Origin of the sequence: Peribacillus sp. TH14 (assembly GCF_016651145.1) — a bacterium.
GTDB classification, from domain to species: Bacteria; Bacillota; Bacilli; order Bacillales; family DSM-1321; genus Peribacillus; species Peribacillus butanolivorans.
This window is the reverse complement of sequence record NZ_JAEKEK010000001.1, coordinates 4,378,607-4,395,728: the sequence shown is the minus strand read 5'-3', so window position 1 is coordinate 4,395,728 and position 17,122 is coordinate 4,378,607. Positions and strand designations below refer to the sequence as shown.

The following is a 17,122-nucleotide window of genomic DNA, read 5'->3' as shown; positions in this document are numbered from 1 at the left end:
GGAGAAAACAGTGCTAAATTATTTCCAAGGGAATCCAGGTAAAATATTACACACTTTGAATTTTTATTTAACTCTTTCAAATCCGCTTAATTATTTATTTTTTGAAGGGATTCCCATTCTTCACGTAAAATTCCCATCCTTATGGAATCGTAATAATAACCATCAAAATAACGGCATTTCCTCATTCTTCCTTCAAGCTGCATACCTACTTTTAATGCAACAGCCATCATCCGCTCATTTCCTGACCAGGTCGTCAGTCCAACCCGTTCGATTTCAATGTTTTCAAATAAATAGGTGATAAACAACTTTATGGCTTCCGTGCCATATCCGCCATTCCAATAATTGGTCTCAAAAATAGTAATACCGATTTCAAGCCAACGCGATGGTTCATGTTCCCAATAATATACAATTGATCCGATTATTTGATGATCCTTTTCCATTATTAACTCGGAGTATACTCCCATTTTCTCATCATAGTTCCGATGTTTCTCTTCTTTATCGATATACGTATTAAAATCAATGAGTTCGTGAGGATAATATGGTGCATCCCATTTTTTCCACTCTGGATTCTCTTCCCCATACTTTAAGCTCCACAAAAGTTTTAAATCATCTTTTTTTACGTTTCTCAATACTACATTTCTTCCTTTAATCCAAACATCATCCAATCTGATTCCTCCTATTTTACCCTTACCTGACTATTCCTAGCCTTAACTAGTCAATTTGATAAAGTACTGCCTCTCTCTAGGACCATCGAATTCACAAAAATAAAGACCCTGCCATGTACCCAGAATCAAACTTCCTTTATGAATAATCACTTGTTGTGACGAACCTACCGTACTTGATTTCAAATGGGCTGCAGTATTCCCTTCCATATGTAGATCTAGAGTATGATTCCATGGATATTGCTCGTCCAGCCTCCTTAGCATATCCTTTTTGACGTTTGGATCCGCATTTTCATTAATCGTGATTCCAGCAGTAGTATGTGAACAATATACAAGAGCTATACCCTCTTGAATACCAGTTTCCGTGATAAATGCCTGCACTTCTGTTGTAACATCAATCATATCATCCCTTTTAGTAGTTTTTAATGAATTTTTCTTCAGCATGAACGTTCCACTCCTTTAATACCTTTTTATACACATACCCAAAAACATTTGAAAACATGCTTTTGTTCGTTTAATTATGCAGAATTAAATAGTAAAAATAAGAATAACTTATCGACATTAATAAATAGATTAATCTGTTCTTATTAACAGTATTGCATTAAAATTGGATATATAAGGAATGAGGAGGCGTATTAAGATGAGCTTTAATTTTATATCCATCGATCATTTCCAATTAGCATCTCCTAAAAATACAGAAGAGATAGCAAGGAAGTTTTTCACTAATGTATTAAAGTTTCAGGAAATTGATAAGCCTGAAACTTTAAAGTCCAATGGAGGAGTATGGTTTAAATCTGGATCGATCCAAATTCATATTGGAACCGAAGATCATTTTATTCCAGCACGGAAAGCCCATCCAGCTCTAGAAGTTGAAAATCTAGTAGACCTTAAACAACATCTAATAAGTAATCATATACCTTTTATTGAAGATAAAAAGCTACCAGGAGCAAATCGAATTTATGTATCCGACCCCTTTGGTAATCGAATTGAAATTTTAGAGTGGATATGAAAAAAGCGGGTTCAATGATTATTGAACCCGCCTTTTTTCGTGATTTATTTCTGTTTCTTTTTCCAGATTCCCAATATAAACGCAGTAATAAGAGAACCTATTAATATTGCCAGCATATAGCGAAATGGATGATTGACTAGCGGGATAACAAATATACCGCCATGTGGTGCCGGAAGAGTGACGTTAAAAGCCATCGACAGTGCACCAGCTGTTGCAGCCCCGATTACACTGCTTACGATAACTCGAAAAGGGTCAGCTGCCGCAAAAGGAATAGCTCCTTCTGTAATGAATGATGCACCCATAAAGTAATTAGTGAATCCAGATTTTCTTTCCATTTCACTGAATTTACTTTTAAAGAATGTAGTCGCAAAGGCAATTCCGAGAGGAGGTACCATTCCACCTGCCATTACGGCAGCATGAGGCCCGAAACTTTGTGCTTCAATAGCTGCAAGTCCGAAAGTGAAAGCGGCTTTATTCAGGGGTCCACCCATATCTACAGCCATCATACCTCCTAAAATCAATCCAAGCAAAATAGCATTCGTACCTGATAAACCTTGTAGCCAGTTGGTTAAGCCTATGTTTACTGCAGTTACTGGCTCATTTATTACAAATATCATGATTAAACCTGTAATTAACATGCCGAATACAGGATAAAGTAAAACTGGCTTAATCCCTTCGAAGTTCTGTGGCAACTTGGAAAACAATTTTTTCAATAATAAAACGACATATCCGGCAAGAAAACCAGCAATTAGACCACCTAGAAAACCAGCATTAGCTTGTGCTGCCAATAACCCTCCAACCATACCAGGAGCAAAACCTGGACGATCAGCGATACTTGAGGCAATGAAACCGGCTAGTACCGGGACAAGCAAGAAGAAGGCACCGCTAGCCCCTCCGCCAATATCACTTAATGCTTTGGCAATGGGATTAAATTCAGGCTTTGTTGGATCTGCTGCTTCAATTCCGAAAAAGAAAGAAAGCGCAACCAAGATTCCGCCTCCTACAACAAATGGAAGCATATTACTTACACCGTTCATTAAATGCTTGTAAATCCCAAGCCCTCCTTTTGATGAATCACCATCCTCACTTCTTTCATTCCCGGTTCCTTTATAAACTGGTGTATCCTGATTTATGGCCCGATTTAGCAGTTCTTCAGGCTTCCTAATACCATGGGCAACTGGGACGATAATGACATGTTTTCCATTAAAACGATCCATCTCGACCTGCTTATCCGCAGCAACAATAATCGCATCAGCATCTGCAATATCTCTAGCTGTTAACCCATTTTTGATTCCCGTTGAACCATTTGTCTCTACTTTGAAATCGATTCCCATTTCTTTTGCCTTCGCCTTCAAGGCATCGGCCGCCATATAAGTATGGGCAATCCCGGTTGGACAAGCTGTAACGGCAAGAACTTTTCCTTTGGTACTTATAGCAGTGGCACTTGTTCGTTGTTCTTCTTGTTCTTCTCTTTCTTCTTCATCCGCTTCCTGTTCTTTTTGATTGATTATGCCTAGCACTTCCTCTTTGGAAGTAGCAGAAATCAGACGGGACCTGAAGTTTGTATCCATTAGTAATGAAGAAAGCCGGGAGAGTGTCTCTAAGTGGTCTGTATTGGCCCCTTCGCTAGCTGCAATCATAAAAAATAGATGTGCTGGCTGACCGTCAAGCGACTCATAATCAATACCTGATACCGATTTACCGAAACAGATAGCCGGTGTTTTCACAGCACTTGTTTTTGCGTGTGGAATAGCTATTCCCTCACCAATCCCTGTGGTGCTTTGTTCTTCACGTTTTAAAATGGCTGCTTTGAAAGTATTTTCATCATTTAATTTGTCGGCTTTGGCTAACTTCCCAGACAATTCATCAATAACAGCTTGCTTTGTATCACTTTGTAAATCGATAATAATTGTATCTAATTTCAACAAGTCTGTAATTTTCATAGAGTTAGCCCCCAGTTATCTTATTTATTTCAATTTGCGGTAATAATTCTTCGATTTTATCCAATGTACAGAGATCGGATGAAAAGGCTGTAGCACTTCCTGATGCAAGACTGAAACAAAAAGAAGAGAAAATATCCTCTGTTTTTTCATATGTTCCAATAAACCCAGCCACCATGGAATCACCGGCACCCACCGAGTTTATAACTTTTCCTTTTGGAACATTAGCGGTATATGAATCGCCATCTGTGCAAAGTACAGCACCGCTTCCTGCCATTGAAACTATTACGTGCTGAGCACCGGATTCAACCAATTTAGATCCGTATTTGCTTGCATCCTCAACATTTTTAATTTTAGTAGAGAAAAGTTCACCAAGTTCATGATGATTAGGCTTAATAAGAAAGGGTCGATGTTGAAGTACGCTCAACAACTCTTTTCCGCTCGTATCCACTACTAATTTAATGCCATTATCTGAACACGTTTTAGCCATAGATTCGTATACATCAGAAGGAACGCTTGATGGAATGCTCCCTGATAAAACAAGAATATCGTTGTTTTTCAGCTGTTCGATTTGACTAAATAACTGTTGATAATTCGCCTTTGAAATAACTGGTCCTTGGCTATTAATTTCCGTCTCCATTCCCGTTTTCAACTTAATGTTGATTCTCGTATCTCCTGCTATCTCTGTAAAGTCCGTAAAAATCTCTTCTTGTCTTAAATACCTTTTTACAAACTCTCCAGTTTGTCCGCCAATGAAACCAAAAGCTGTTGTATCATTTCCAAGTCTTTTCAGCACCCGGGAAACATTAATTCCTTTCCCACCAGGAAATTTAACTTCATAGCTTGTTCGATTCACCTTGCCCATTTGAAAATTTTCCACCTCAACCAGATAATCGATGGATGGGTTGAGTGTTACTGTATAAATCATTAAATAGTCACGACCTTTATCTTGGGATTTTTTTTGAATTGAGCAATAGCATCTTCATTATTCCTATCAGTTAGGATTATGGCATCGCTTACATCCGCAACCTTAGCGAAAGTAGCTTCATTCAATTTAGAACTGTCAGCAAGCACGTAACTTTCGTTAGAGAGTCGCAATGCTATTTTCTTCAACAAAGCTTCCTCAGGGTCTGGAGTGGTGAAACCCATTTCTTGATGGATACCATTCATACCTAAGAAACATTTATCGAAGCGATATTCGTTTAGAAACTGTACAGCGGTGCTGCCTATAACTGCATTAGTGGAGAATTTAATCGTTCCACCTACTAAAACAGTTTTGATTTCTAACTCGATCAATTTTGGAATATGCATAAGGCCATTTGTTAAGACCGTTACATTTTTATCTTTTAAATAGGGAATCATTTCTGATATGGTCGTACCTGCATCAAGGTAAATACAATCATTCTTCTCAACAAATGATGAGCCTAACTTGGCTATACTTTGTTTTTCAACTATTGCTTTATTTTGCTTTTCCATTGTTGAAGGCTCCAGGCCTTTTCTTTGAAGCAATGCCGCTCCGCCATGCACACGTTTTAATGCCTTCATTTCTTCGAGCTGCACTAAATCTCTTCGAATGGTTGATTCTGATGCATGTAACAGATCTACAAGCTCCTGCAACTTAATCGTTCCTTGTTTCTTAAGAAGCGATATGATGAACTGGTGCCTTTCTGTTGTCAACAATTCGCCCACCTCCAGTTTAATACCATCATCATATATGAAAAAGATAGAATAATCAATCATAAACGTTTAAATTTATTCAAATTCATTCACTTTTCTCCATCTAATTCATTCAAAAACATTCATTTAAAGATTAAAATCAAAATCATTATTTATTTAAGCATTTATTAATTTTTTCATTTACCCTTTCAAGAATTTCATTTCCTATTACCTTGATTAGACGGTTCTTCCCTATGAAAATATGTATTTATTTTCCTGCATCAAAAAAACCCTCTGTCATGATGACAGAGGGTTTTAATAATTTTACTAATTAACCTTGAAGTAAAAGTTGTTCTGGATCTTCAAGCATATCCTTGATTGCTACTAAGAAACCAACTGCTTCTTTTCCATCAACGATACGGTGATCATATGATAATGCAAGATACATCATTGGTCTGTTTTCGATTTGATCTCCAACAGCGATTGGACGTGTCTTAATTGTATGCATCCCTAGGATACCAACTTGTGGAGCATTCAAAATTGGTGTAGATAAAAGGGAACCGAAAGTTCCACCGTTTGTGATAGTAAAAGTACCACCAGATAAATCTGAAAGTCCTAATTTGTTGTTACGCGCTTTAACAGCTAAATCCGAAATGTTTTGTTCGATTTCAGCAAAGCTTTTACGGTCAGCGTCTCTTACTACAGGAACAACTAATCCTTCATCAGTGGATACTGCTACACCGATATCATAGAAGTTCTTTTTCAGAATATGGTCGCCTTTGATTTCAGCATTCAATAATGGATACTTTTTCAAAGCTCCAATAACAGCTTTAGTAAAGAATGACATAAAACCAAGTTTAACATCATTAGCTTTAACGAAAGAATCTTTATGACGGCTACGTAATTCCATAACAGCAGAAAGGTCGACTTCGTTGAAAGTTGTAAGCATGGCAGCTTCAGATTGAACTTGAACTAGACGTTTAGCGATAGTTTGACGACGGCGAGTCATTTTCACTACTTCAATACGGTCATCGTTCACTTCAACAGGAGCTGCTGCTTGTTTAGCTGCAGGAGCTGCTTGCTTAGGTGCTGCTACAGGTGCAGGGGCATTACTTGCTGCTTCTACGTCTTGTACACGTACACGACCTAGTGGATCAACAACAGGCACTTGAGTTAAGTCAATTCCTTTTTCACGAGCCAATTTTCTTGCCGCTGGTGAAGCAATAACTTGCTGAGTTGAAGATGCTTCTTTCGTTTCTGCTTTAGGAGCTTCTTGTGCAGGTGCCGCTTGTTCCGCTTTAACTGGTTCTGCTTTCACTTCTTCAGTCTTAGGAGCTTCCGCCTTTGGCGCTGCTGCTGCTGCTGTTCCATTTTCATCAACGATAGCGATAGATTGTCCAACTTGGACTGTATCGCCTTCTTCTGCTAAAAGTTCTGTAAGCGTACCAGTATAATCTGAAATGATTTCTACGTTTACTTTATCAGTTTCCAGTTCAAGGACATATTCACCTTTTTCAACACGGTCACCGGGTTGTTTTAACCATTGCGCAATAGATCCTTCAGAAATTGATTCTGCTAATTCAGGTACTTTTACTTCAGCCATTTTATTTCTCCCCCTCATTATTGCGTGTTATTGCTTGAGTCATAATCCGTTGTTGTTCGTTTTTATGGACTAGTGGATCTCCCTCAGCCGGACTGGATCTGCGTTTTCTGCCGATATATGTTACAGAAAGGTTACCTGGTGCCGCTGCATTTAAGCGAGGTTCAACAAATGTCCAAGCTCCCATGTTTTTCGGTTCTTCTTGTGCCCAGAAGATTTCTTTTAGGTTGGTATATTTTTTCAATGCTTCTTGAACGCCAGTGAACGGGAATGGATAAATCTCTTCGATACTGATGATTTGCAACCAATCCGTATTTTTTTCAGCTGCTGCTTTTTCACGAAGTTCAACAACCAATTTACCTGTTGCAAAAACAATGCGCTCTACTGCTTTTGGTTTTTTGCCCAATGCTTTTGTTTCAACGAATGATTCAAAACTACCTTCACTGAATTCTTCAGCTGTAGAAGCCATCACCTGATTACGAAGCATACTCTTCGGTGTCATGATGACAAGTGGACGTACTTGCTCTTGTTCCAGTATCTTAGCTTGTCTTCTAAGGATATGGAAGTATTGAGCTGCCGAACTTAAGTTAGCAACTGTCCAGTTGTTTTCAGCTGCTAATTGAAGGAAACGTTCCAAGCGGGCACTTGAATGCTCTGGTCCTTGTCCTTCATATCCGTGTGGAAGCAGCATAACAAGACCTGATCTTTGACCCCATTTTGCACGGCCTGCCGCGATAAATTGGTCAAAGATTACTTGTGCTGTATTTGCAAAGTCACCGAATTGACCTTCCCAAAGAACAAGTGTTTCAGGTGCGAATACATTATAACCATATTCATACGCTAGAACTGCTGTTTCAGTAAGCGGGCTGTTATGAACAGCGAAAGAAGCTTTAGCAGTTTCAAGTGTGTGAAGTGGTGAATATGTTTTTCCATTAACACTGTCATGCAACATAATGTTACGCTGTGCGAATGTTCCACGCTCTGAATCTTGTCCAGTTAGACGAATTGGAGTACCGTCATTCAAAATGGATGCAAATGCAAGTGTTTCAGCATGCGCCCAGTCAATTTTACCGTCATCTCCAAATGAATCTAAGCGACGTGATAGGATTTTTCCTAATTTTTTATTAGGTGTAAATCCTTCTGGCCATTTAACAAGTTCTTCATTAATTGAAACAAGTTCTCCTTTTGATACAGCTGTTTCAATAGTAGGAAGTCCTTTTTCAATAATGCCCGGCGGGTTACATTCTTTAGTAGCTTCTGGTTTATTTCCAGAAATTCTCGCATAAGCATCTGCCAGTTTTGTATCTACTTGCTCTGCCACTGTTTTAACTTCATCTTCTGTGAACTCGCCAGATTGAATTAGTTTTTTAGCATAAAGTTCTTTAACTGTTGGATGCTTATGAATCAATGCATACATTTCAGGTTGAGTAACCAATGGCTCATCCATTTCATTATGACCGAAACGTCTGTAACCGATTAAATCGATCAAGAAATCTTTATTATATTTTTCGCGATATTGGTTAGCAAGGTTTACTGCAGCCATACATGCTTCTGGATCGTCAGCATTCACATGCACGATAGGCACTTCAAAGCCTTTAGCCAAATCACTAGCATATTTAGTTGAGCGTGAATCTTCACTTTCCGTTGTAAAACCAATCATGTTATTAGCGATGATATGAATAGCTCCGCCAACTTGGTAACCGCGCAGACGGCTTAAGTTAAACGTTTCCGGTACAATTCCTTCACCAGGGAATGCTGCATCACCATGAATCAGGATTGCAAGTGATTTTGAAATATCTTGAACTGGGAAGCCTTTTTCTGTACGGTCTTCTTGGGCCGCACGAGAATACCCTTCCACGATTGGACCAACTACTTCCAAGTGACTTGGGTTATTGGCAAGAGTAATTCTTGCTTTTTGTATATTTGCTTTAGTAATTTGTTTATCCAGACCTAAATGGTATTTAACATCTCCTGTCCATCCGTAATTAATGCCGGTTGAACCTTCGGAAGGAACTAAATCTTTATTAGGTGAATGTTGGAATTCTGAAAAAATAACCTCATATGGTTTTCCTAGAACATGTGCAAGTACATTTAAACGTCCTCGGTGAGCCATCGCAATATTTACATTTCCAGTTCCATTTTGAACAGTCTGTGAAATCATTTCATCTAAAATCGGTACTAAAGTATCTAGTCCTTCAATAGAGAAACGTTTTTGCCCTACATATGTGCGATGAAGGAATTTTTCGAAACCTTCAACTTCATTCAAGCGTTTAAGTAATAATGCTTTTTTCTCTTTAGCCACTTCCGGGAACATGTTTCCGGATTCGACCATATCAGTAAGCCATTGCTTTTCGTCCAGGTCATTAACATGGTGAAATTCAAAGGCTATCGTTTTTGTATAAAGTTGTTTTAGGTATTGTACGGCTTCGTATCCGTCTTTCACATCATTAGGTGATTCGGGACAAATAAAGTCAGCCGGGATTTTTCTTAAATCATCTGCAGTCAACCCATATTTTTCGAAGTGAATTTGTTCCGTGTCTAATGCTTCTTCTTTTAAAGGATAAATATTTGCAGCTAGATGTCCATATGCACGGATATTTTCCGCTAATTTTACTGCAGACATTATTTTCTTCATAGGAAGAACTTCTCCAGTTTGTACAGTTGGTGCATTTCCGATAGTTACTTCAGCCGATACATCTAATGAAGGAGGACCTGATACTTCAAAAAAGTTTCTCAGTTCCGGATCTACTTCTTCCGGATTGGCTTGAAATAGATCGTATTGCTCCATGACATACCCAAGGTTTGGACCTGAAAAAGTTTTCCATGGGTCGTATGCCTTAGCGTCCTTGATGGTCATTTTGTAAACCCCCAAATTTTTCTCATAATTTTTTTCATTTCGTTTTATCCATCCCCAAATTCTTACTTCTAAATTTTCCCCAAATATATAATATATAATAAACAAATTTGGTTATTGAATAATAAAATTTTAAAGGATAAAACGTTTTCAGATGTTATATTAACATGTTTTTGTCGAAATATCCAAAGGTTAAAACACTTTATTCACCCTTTTTGAAACTATTTTTCTGCTTAATTCGTCATATTACGCCTTTAACAGACTTTATTGCTCATTTAAGTCCTTTTTCGCTAAAAAAAGATTTTTGTATTTTTGCATTTTGATTATTACCAGGTATATTTTACCATACCAAAAACCCTTTAAAATCAGTCAAACTGCCAAGCTGTTAAACTCAGATTCCCATATTGGAAAGTCCGGTGTAACAGCTTTGGCTTTTTGTTGTCATCCCCTGATCCCATGGCGATGACTAATGGAATAAAATGCTCTTTTGTAGGTACAGCATCTTTACTATAAGGAGCCATTTGCTCATAGTTAACCAAAGTCTCCATATCCCAATTCATGATCCTTTCTTCTACCCACTCCTCAAAACTGATTGCCCATCCCTCTGCCACATGCATATCTTCCTGAATATGGTTAAAGTTATGGACAATTCCACCGCTCCCGATAATAAGGACATTACTTTTCTTAAGATCCCCCAATACTTTGCCGATCTCATATTGCTTCGCAAATGGAAGATCGGGACTAATAGACAATGATACGATAGGGATATCGGCTTCAGGGTACATAATATGCAAAAGTCCCCATGCCCCGTGATCGAGCGGACGCCTATCATCTAGTTCCCCTAATACCCCTATTTTTGACAATAGGGTTAATATTTTATCGGATAACTCTAGACATCCCGAAGCGGGATATGTCACCTGATATATTTCTTCAGGAAAACCGGCAAAATCATAAATAACTTCATGTTTACTGACTGCTGAAATCAACTGCTCCTTACTTTCCCAATGTGCTGACAGGATAACGATTGCAGTTGGTTTATTCATAACTTTCATATATTCCTTTAAAAAAGAAGTGTAGCTGTTCTTTTCCAATGCTAATAGAGGTGTTCCATGTGATAAAAACAATGATGGCATCATAGAAACGATATATCCTTTCCCATGTAATCTCTTATCCCTATACCTTAATTTACTATATATAAACACTGAGTTCATCATTTAAATTGTATTTTAGGAGTTGTCTCATCAATCGTATCAAAGGTATACCCTTCTCTTTTTAGGTTTTCTATAATATCCGGCAATGCTTTTACCGTATTTTTCATACTATTGATATCATGTAATAAGATATTAACATGCTTTTGATCTTTCAATCCTCTTTTCACAGAGGTAATGATTTGTTGCTCACTTATCGACGGACTGATGCCATCTGTTGAATCGATGTTCCAATCAAAGTAAATATAACCTTTTTCTGATAATTGTTGAAGGATTCCATTAATGATTGGTCTAGTTGTAACCTGATGTCTAAGATGATTATTTGAACCACCCGGTATACGTACAATACGGCTCTTTACCCCATACTCTTTTTCAAGCATGGTTTCAAGCCTATTCAGATCTTGAAAAAAACTTTCCGTTGACCGATAAACAATAGAATAATCATGTGTATAGGAATGGAGGGCGATTTCATGACCCCGGGAAATCATTTCTTTATAGCATTGTTTTGCGTAAGGTTCTTCATTACCTTTTACAAAAAAGGTAGCTTTAACATGATATCGATCTAATATATCTAAAATATCCATCGTATTCGTAGACGGTCCATCATCGAATGTCAAATATGCAATTTTCTGATCTTCTTTACTTTTTACAAGCGGTGTTATTTCTTCCGGAATTGTTGCGTGTACAAGAACTGGCGGTTCACCTGTCATAACCAAGATAATGAAAGCACACATTATGAAAAGATATAGTCGGAATAGACTCCTCATATAGTTGTATCCCCTTCCTTTTGACCATTAAGGTGTACTAATTCAGGGGTTTCATGCGCAATAAGACAGCGGTAAAAAATACCGCTGTCTCCTCACTGCTTATCGATCGACATTAAAGTAACGCGCTTCAGGATGAGCAAATACAATAGCTGAAACAGAAGCCTCTGGTTCCATCATGAATCCTTCAGTCAATTCTACTCCAATATCCTGCGGTTGTAACAAACGGAATAGCTTTTCTTGGTCTTCCAGATTTGGACAAGCTGGATAACCAAATGAAAACCTTTGACCGGTATACTTGGCTGCGAACCGCTCTTTCATTGACATTTCTATAGGATCGCTTATACCCAGGTCATCTCTCATCAATTGGTGGATTCTTTCTGCAAATCCTTCTGCAGTTTCAAGAGCCAGTGATTGAAGAGCATGGTTTTTCAAGAAATCACCTTCAAGTTTTAGTTGTTCTGCCCATTTTCTGATACCTCTACCAGCTGTAACGAGGAAGAAACCAACATAATCCATTTCCCCGGAAGAAACCGGCTTCGCAAAATCCGCCAAACAAAGGTGTGGACTTGTATCTTGTCTAGGAAAATCAAAAGTTTCCAATACTTCCTGATGATTATCCGGATTATAAATGAATAACTGGTCTCCATCACTTTGAGCAGGGAAAAATTGATAAATAGCATTTAACCCGTAGTCTGGTTCTGCCTTTAAGAATTCAATCAGCTCATCAACCAAATCATTCAGTTGAATTGCTTTTTCATTCCCTTGCTTCACCAGCTCAGCAACTTTACCTTTTAATCCTAAATGATGACCAATTAACATTTGCCTATTAATATATGGTTGGATGACATCTAATGGATAATTTTTCAAAACATGTCTTTTGATGTCACGCGGTTTTTGAACCGGGACATTGCTTAACGGAGCTGCTGGTGTTTGCTTGCGAACTGGTTTTTCCATGGTTGCTGCAATTGCCGCATTGGCTTTCGATTTTTCCCGTTTTGCAACTAACTCCTCTAAGTAGACAACCTTTTTGTTGGAATCATGTAAAATATTCGTGACAGCTAATCCATCCATAGCATCTTTGGAATATAAAACAGGACCGCCATATTCTGGTGAAATTTTGAAATCAGTGAATTTACGGGATAATGCTGCTCCCCCCACTAATATTGGAGTATCAATCCCTGCCTGTTTTAAATCCTGGGCAGTTAAAACCATTTGCTGTGCTGATTTTACAAGTAATCCAGACAGGCCTATGATAGTAGGCTCATGTTTTCGGACCTCTTCAATAATTTGTTGTGGTGCGACTTTAATTCCAAGGTCAATGACTTCATAGCCATTATTGGAAAGAATGATATCCACTAGGTTTTTACCAATATCATGTACGTCACCCTTGACAGTCGCTAAAAGGATCTTACCTTTCTTAGCACTATCTTCAGCATTTTCCATGAGTGGTTCAAGATGTGAGACAGCAGCCTTCATCGCCTCGGCACTTTGAAGTACTTCCGCGACAATGAGCTGATTATCATTAAATAACCTACCCACTTCACTCATCCCATCCATCAATGGTCCATTGATGATTTCTAATGGAGCGTCCCCACGCTCGATTGCTTTATTTAAATCTTCAATTAAGCCTTCTTTCGTTCCCTCAATAATATAGTTACCTAAACGTTCGTTTAACGGAAGGATAACACCATTATCTTTCTTCTCCGCTTTTTTTCCACGATAAAATTCAGTGAAGATAGCTAATGTTTCTGTGGAGGTATTAAACAGGAGTGCTTCGGCCAGTTTCACTTCCTCTTCCGGTATCAAAGCAAAACGTTCAAGTTTTTCCGTATTCACAATTGCGTAGTCAAGACCAGCCTTTGTACAGTGATATAAGAAAACGGCATTTAGAATTTCCCTTCCGCGTGATGGGAGGCCGAATGACACATTTGAAATTCCAAGAATCGTTAAGCATTCTGGAAATTTCTCTTTGATTGCCTTAATTCCTTTAACCGTTTCTAAAGCAGAGCCTATATATTGCTCATCTCCCGTACCTACAGGGAAAACAAGCGGATCAAAAATGAGGTCGCTTTCGTTTAGGCCATATTTATTTACTAGCAAGTCCACAGAGCGGGTAGCCACTTCAATTTTCCGTTCAGCATCAACGGCCATTCCAATCTCGTCAATTGTTCCTACCACAACGGCAGCACCGTATTGATGAACGAGTGGAACAATTTTTTCAAAGCGCTCTTCACCATCTTCAAGGTTGATAGAATTAATAATTGACTTTCCTTGAGAATGCTTTAAAGCCTGTTCAAGAACGGCTTCATCTGTAGTATCAATGACTAATGGTACTTTCACTTTTTTGACAACTTCTTCGACGAATTCCTTCATATCACCTAACTCATCACCATCAGGATCAGCAAGACAAATATCAATGACATGGGCGCCTTTCTTCACCTGAGCACGAGCAATTTCGGCAGCTGGCTCATAATGCTTCCCACGAATTAACTCCTTGAATTTACGAGATCCGATGACGTTCGTTCTCTCACCGACGAACAAGGGACGCATTGAATCATCATAAATAAGTGGCTCAATTCCTGATACGGCATGACCATGTGCTGATTCCTTCATTTCACGGGGCTGTACGCCTTCTAGAACCTTAGAAAGCTCTTTAATATGTTCTGGTGTTGTTCCACAGCAGCCCCCAATGATATTGACCCAGCCTTTTTCTGCAAATTGCTTCATTTTCTCTGCAAGGGAAGTCGGGGATTCATGATAATGACCTTCTTCATCAGGTAGGCCTGCATTCGGATAACAGCTAATGGCGCTGTTTGATATATCTGCAAGCGTCCGAATATGGTCTATCATGAACTCTGGTCCTGTCGCACAGTTCAAACCAACAGCCACAGGCTTCATATGTTCAACTGATAAATAGAACGCTTCAATGGACTGACCGGCTAGGGTAGTACCCATCGGTTCGATTGTCCCCGAAATGATGACAGGCACTTCTTTCCCTGTTTTAGCAAAGGCCGCTTTTATTCCAGAAAAGGCAGCCTTAACATTAAGCATATCCTGACAGGTTTCCACTAACAACAGGTCCACACCACCGTCTAATAGACCGAGTGCCTGTTCTTCATAAGAATCGGTTAAAATATCAAATGTGGTTCCTCCTGTAACAGAAAGTGTTTTTGTTGTTGGTCCCATTGAACCAGCAACATATCTTGGCCATTTATCATTTGAATATTTTTCACAAGCTTTCACGGCAAGTTCAGCTGAAATTTTATTAAGCTTATAAGCAATCGTACTTATTTGGTATTCCTCAAGAACGATGCTCGTGGCTCCGAAGGTATTTGTCTCAATAATATCGGCACCTGCTGCTAAGTATTTTTCATGGATGGTTTGGATGATTTCAGGTTGCGTCAGTGATAAATATTCATTACATCCCTCGAATTGTTCTCCCCCAAAGTCCTTTGCTGTTAAATTCTCAGCTTGTAGCATGGTTCCCATTGCACCATCAAGAAGGAGAATCTTAGACTTTAACTGTTCTTGAATCGCTTTTTTATTCATGTACTGCCACCTCTGATGTATGTTTACTATCGACTTCTCTAATATATTTTGTAAGTTCCGCAGTCATTTCATAGCGAAGGAATGGTGTAATTAAATAAATCCCCTTGAATTTTTCTCTTGCGGCGTCCACCAGTTCTCTGGCGATATTCACACCTTCCATTCTTGACTTTATCGGGTCATCCCCTGCTAAAGCCATAGCCCGCCTTACATTATCAGGTAATTTAATACCCGGTATTTCGTTATGGATAAATTCCGCATTTCGTGTGCTCGTTAACGGCATAATTCCGACGAAAATCGGAGTATCTATATGTTTTGTCGCTTCATAAACCTCTTCAATCTGATCGACTGAATAAATCGGTTGGGTCAAAAAGGACTGAGCACCGCAAGCAATCTTCTTTTCCATCCGCTGAACGGCCTTATTCAAATATTTCACATTTGGGTTAAAGGCAGCCGCAATTTTAAAATTTGCCCGTTGACCAAGACTTTGACCGGAATAGGAAAGACCTTCATTAAATTGTTTTACCATACTAATTAAGTCAAATGACGATAAATCATAGACTGAAGTTGCACCTGGGAAGTCCCCTATTTTTGAAGGATCACCAGTGATAATCAGAATCTCGTTCAACCCCACCGTTTGAAGCCCCATTAAATGTGATTGAAGGCCAATTAAGTTCCTATCACGGCACGTAATATGCACCATTGGATTTACATCTAATTGGTTTTTCAACAAATTGGCCAGCGCCTCATTAGATATCCTCGGCGAAGCAAGTGAATTATCAGCTAATGTAATCGAATCAACACCCGCATTTTTTAATGCCTCCGCACCAGCCATAAAACCTTCAATTCCTAATTTTTTCGGCGGATCAAGTTCAACAAGAATCGTTCTTTCAGTTTTGGCCTGCTCATGCAGGGGTAGTTCCAGTTCTCTATGATTCACTTCAATTATTTCGATTTCACGTGCTTTCGTCATTTTTTCTTCTACTGGAACTAAACTCCCAATCGCATTTTTCACAGATTGAATATGAAGTGGTGTTGTTCCACAACACCCACCGATTATCGTGGCACCCTGCTCACGAAGCTCAAGGGCACTTGAGCCAAAATATTCAGGCACTGCTTTATAAACTAGTCTTCCATCCACGTAATCCGGTAGGCTAGCATTTGGATAGATAGCGATAGCCGCATGCTTTGGCAAAGTCACTTCTTCCAAGGCGCGAATCATATGATGTGGACCTAGACGGCAATTCACACCAACAACATCAGCACCCAATTGCTCGAGTTTTTGAAATGCTTCATTTAAATGGATCCCATTTTGAAGATTACCTAATTCATGCATCGATACATTTGCAATAATTGGCAATTCCGTTTCTTTTTTAGCAATTTGCAACACGGTTTCAAGTTCTTCCAGATCATAAAATGTTTCAAGGAGAATCCCATCAGGATTTTCTATAAGCAGACTATATAGCTGCTCACGAAAACCTCGCTTAATTTCTTCCATGCTTAAATCCGATTTACGGATACTTCGCTGAGCCCCTATAGTACCAAATACAAATGCATTGCCTTTTGCAGCTTTTTTAGCAAGGATAACTCCCTGTCGGTTAATTCGGCTTACTTCATCTTCAAGACCATGCCTTTTCAATTTATTAAAGTTGGCTCCGTAAGTATTCGATTGTAGAATATCAGCACCTGCTTCTAAATAGGCACGATGAATGGATTCAATTTGATCAGGATTAGTGCAGTTTAATTCCTCATAACATTGATCGATTCCATATGAGTATAATAATGTTCCCATTGCTCCTTCTCCAACCAGCATTCTTTCTTTCAATTCTTTACGAAAATCCATATGTACACCCTCTCTCAAAAACAATTCTGTTTTTGTC

Annotated in this window: 12 protein-coding genes; 1 reads left to right on the top strand and 11 read right to left on the bottom strand. The window is 38.8% G+C overall.

From position 1 onward, the window contains the following. Positions 1 to 86: 86 nt before the first annotated feature. Positions 87 to 665: a GNAT family N-acetyltransferase gene (locus JFU50_RS21450; protein ID WP_201185342.1), complete on the bottom strand. Its 579-nt coding sequence runs from the start codon at positions 663 to 665 to the stop codon at positions 87 to 89. Positions 666 to 707: 42 nt separating this feature from the next. After that, the gene (locus JFU50_RS21445) at positions 708 to 1,106 is read right to left on the bottom strand and encodes a secondary thiamine-phosphate synthase enzyme YjbQ (RefSeq protein WP_201185343.1); all 399 of its coding nucleotides are present in this window, start codon (positions 1,104 to 1,106) and stop codon (positions 708 to 710) included. 196 nt (positions 1,107 to 1,302) lie between these two features. On the opposite strand from JFU50_RS21445, the gene JFU50_RS21440 reads away from it, so the two are divergent. Then, a complete protein-coding gene (locus JFU50_RS21440) occupies positions 1,303 to 1,671 on the top strand; it encodes a VOC family protein (protein ID WP_201185344.1) in 369 nt (122 codons plus the stop codon). Positions 1,672 to 1,715: 44 nt separating this feature from the next. Here the strand turns inward: JFU50_RS21440 and JFU50_RS21435 are convergent, their stop codons facing one another. The 9 genes from JFU50_RS21435 to JFU50_RS21395 all read right to left on the bottom strand — a co-directional run bounded on the left by JFU50_RS21435 (position 1,716) and on the right by JFU50_RS21395 (position 17,085). Beyond that, on the bottom strand, positions 1,716 to 3,614 hold the full coding sequence (locus tag JFU50_RS21435) for a PTS fructose transporter subunit IIABC (RefSeq protein ID WP_201185345.1): 1,899 nt from the start codon (positions 3,612 to 3,614) through the stop codon (positions 1,716 to 1,718). A 4-nt stretch (positions 3,615 to 3,618) separates the two neighbouring features. Further along, on the bottom strand, positions 3,619 to 4,539 hold the full coding sequence (gene pfkB, locus JFU50_RS21430; protein ID WP_056520708.1) for a 1-phosphofructokinase: 921 nt from the start codon (positions 4,537 to 4,539) through the stop codon (positions 3,619 to 3,621). After that, on the bottom strand, positions 4,539 to 5,351 hold the full coding sequence (locus tag JFU50_RS21425) for a DeoR/GlpR family DNA-binding transcription regulator (protein WP_201224022.1): 813 nt from the start codon (positions 5,349 to 5,351) through the stop codon (positions 4,539 to 4,541). The genes pfkB and JFU50_RS21425 overlap by 1 nt, the downstream gene beginning before the upstream one ends. A 247-nt stretch (positions 5,352 to 5,598) precedes the next feature. Further along, positions 5,599 to 6,870, bottom strand: coding sequence for a 2-oxoglutarate dehydrogenase complex dihydrolipoyllysine-residue succinyltransferase (gene odhB, locus JFU50_RS21420; RefSeq protein WP_201224021.1), 1,272 nt, complete (start codon positions 6,868 to 6,870; stop codon positions 5,599 to 5,601). Position 6,871: 1 nt separating this feature from the next. Next, on the bottom strand, positions 6,872 to 9,724 hold the full coding sequence (gene sucA / locus JFU50_RS21415) for a 2-oxoglutarate dehydrogenase E1 component (protein ID WP_098176341.1): 2,853 nt from the start codon (positions 9,722 to 9,724) through the stop codon (positions 6,872 to 6,874). 362 nt (positions 9,725 to 10,086) lie between these two features. Next, positions 10,087 to 10,857 (bottom strand): dioxygenase family protein, encoded by a 771-nt coding sequence (locus JFU50_RS21410; protein WP_201224020.1) that lies wholly within the window; start codon positions 10,855 to 10,857, stop codon positions 10,087 to 10,089. Between the two features lie 74 nt (positions 10,858 to 10,931). Next, positions 10,932 to 11,639 carry a polysaccharide deacetylase family protein gene (locus tag JFU50_RS21405; protein ID WP_242489137.1) on the bottom strand — a complete coding sequence of 236 codons (708 nt, stop codon included), beginning with the start codon at positions 11,637 to 11,639 and terminating at the stop codon, positions 10,932 to 10,934. A gap of 156 nt (positions 11,640 to 11,795) precedes the next feature. After that, positions 11,796 to 15,245 carry a methionine synthase gene (gene metH / locus JFU50_RS21400; protein WP_201224018.1) on the bottom strand — a complete coding sequence of 1,150 codons (3,450 nt, stop codon included), beginning with the start codon at positions 15,243 to 15,245 and terminating at the stop codon, positions 11,796 to 11,798. Further along, on the bottom strand, positions 15,238 to 17,085 hold the full coding sequence (locus tag JFU50_RS21395; RefSeq protein ID WP_201185353.1) for a bifunctional homocysteine S-methyltransferase/methylenetetrahydrofolate reductase: 1,848 nt from the start codon (positions 17,083 to 17,085) through the stop codon (positions 15,238 to 15,240). Before JFU50_RS21395 ends, metH begins: the two co-directional genes overlap by 8 nt. Positions 17,086 to 17,122: the final 37 nt, after the last annotated feature.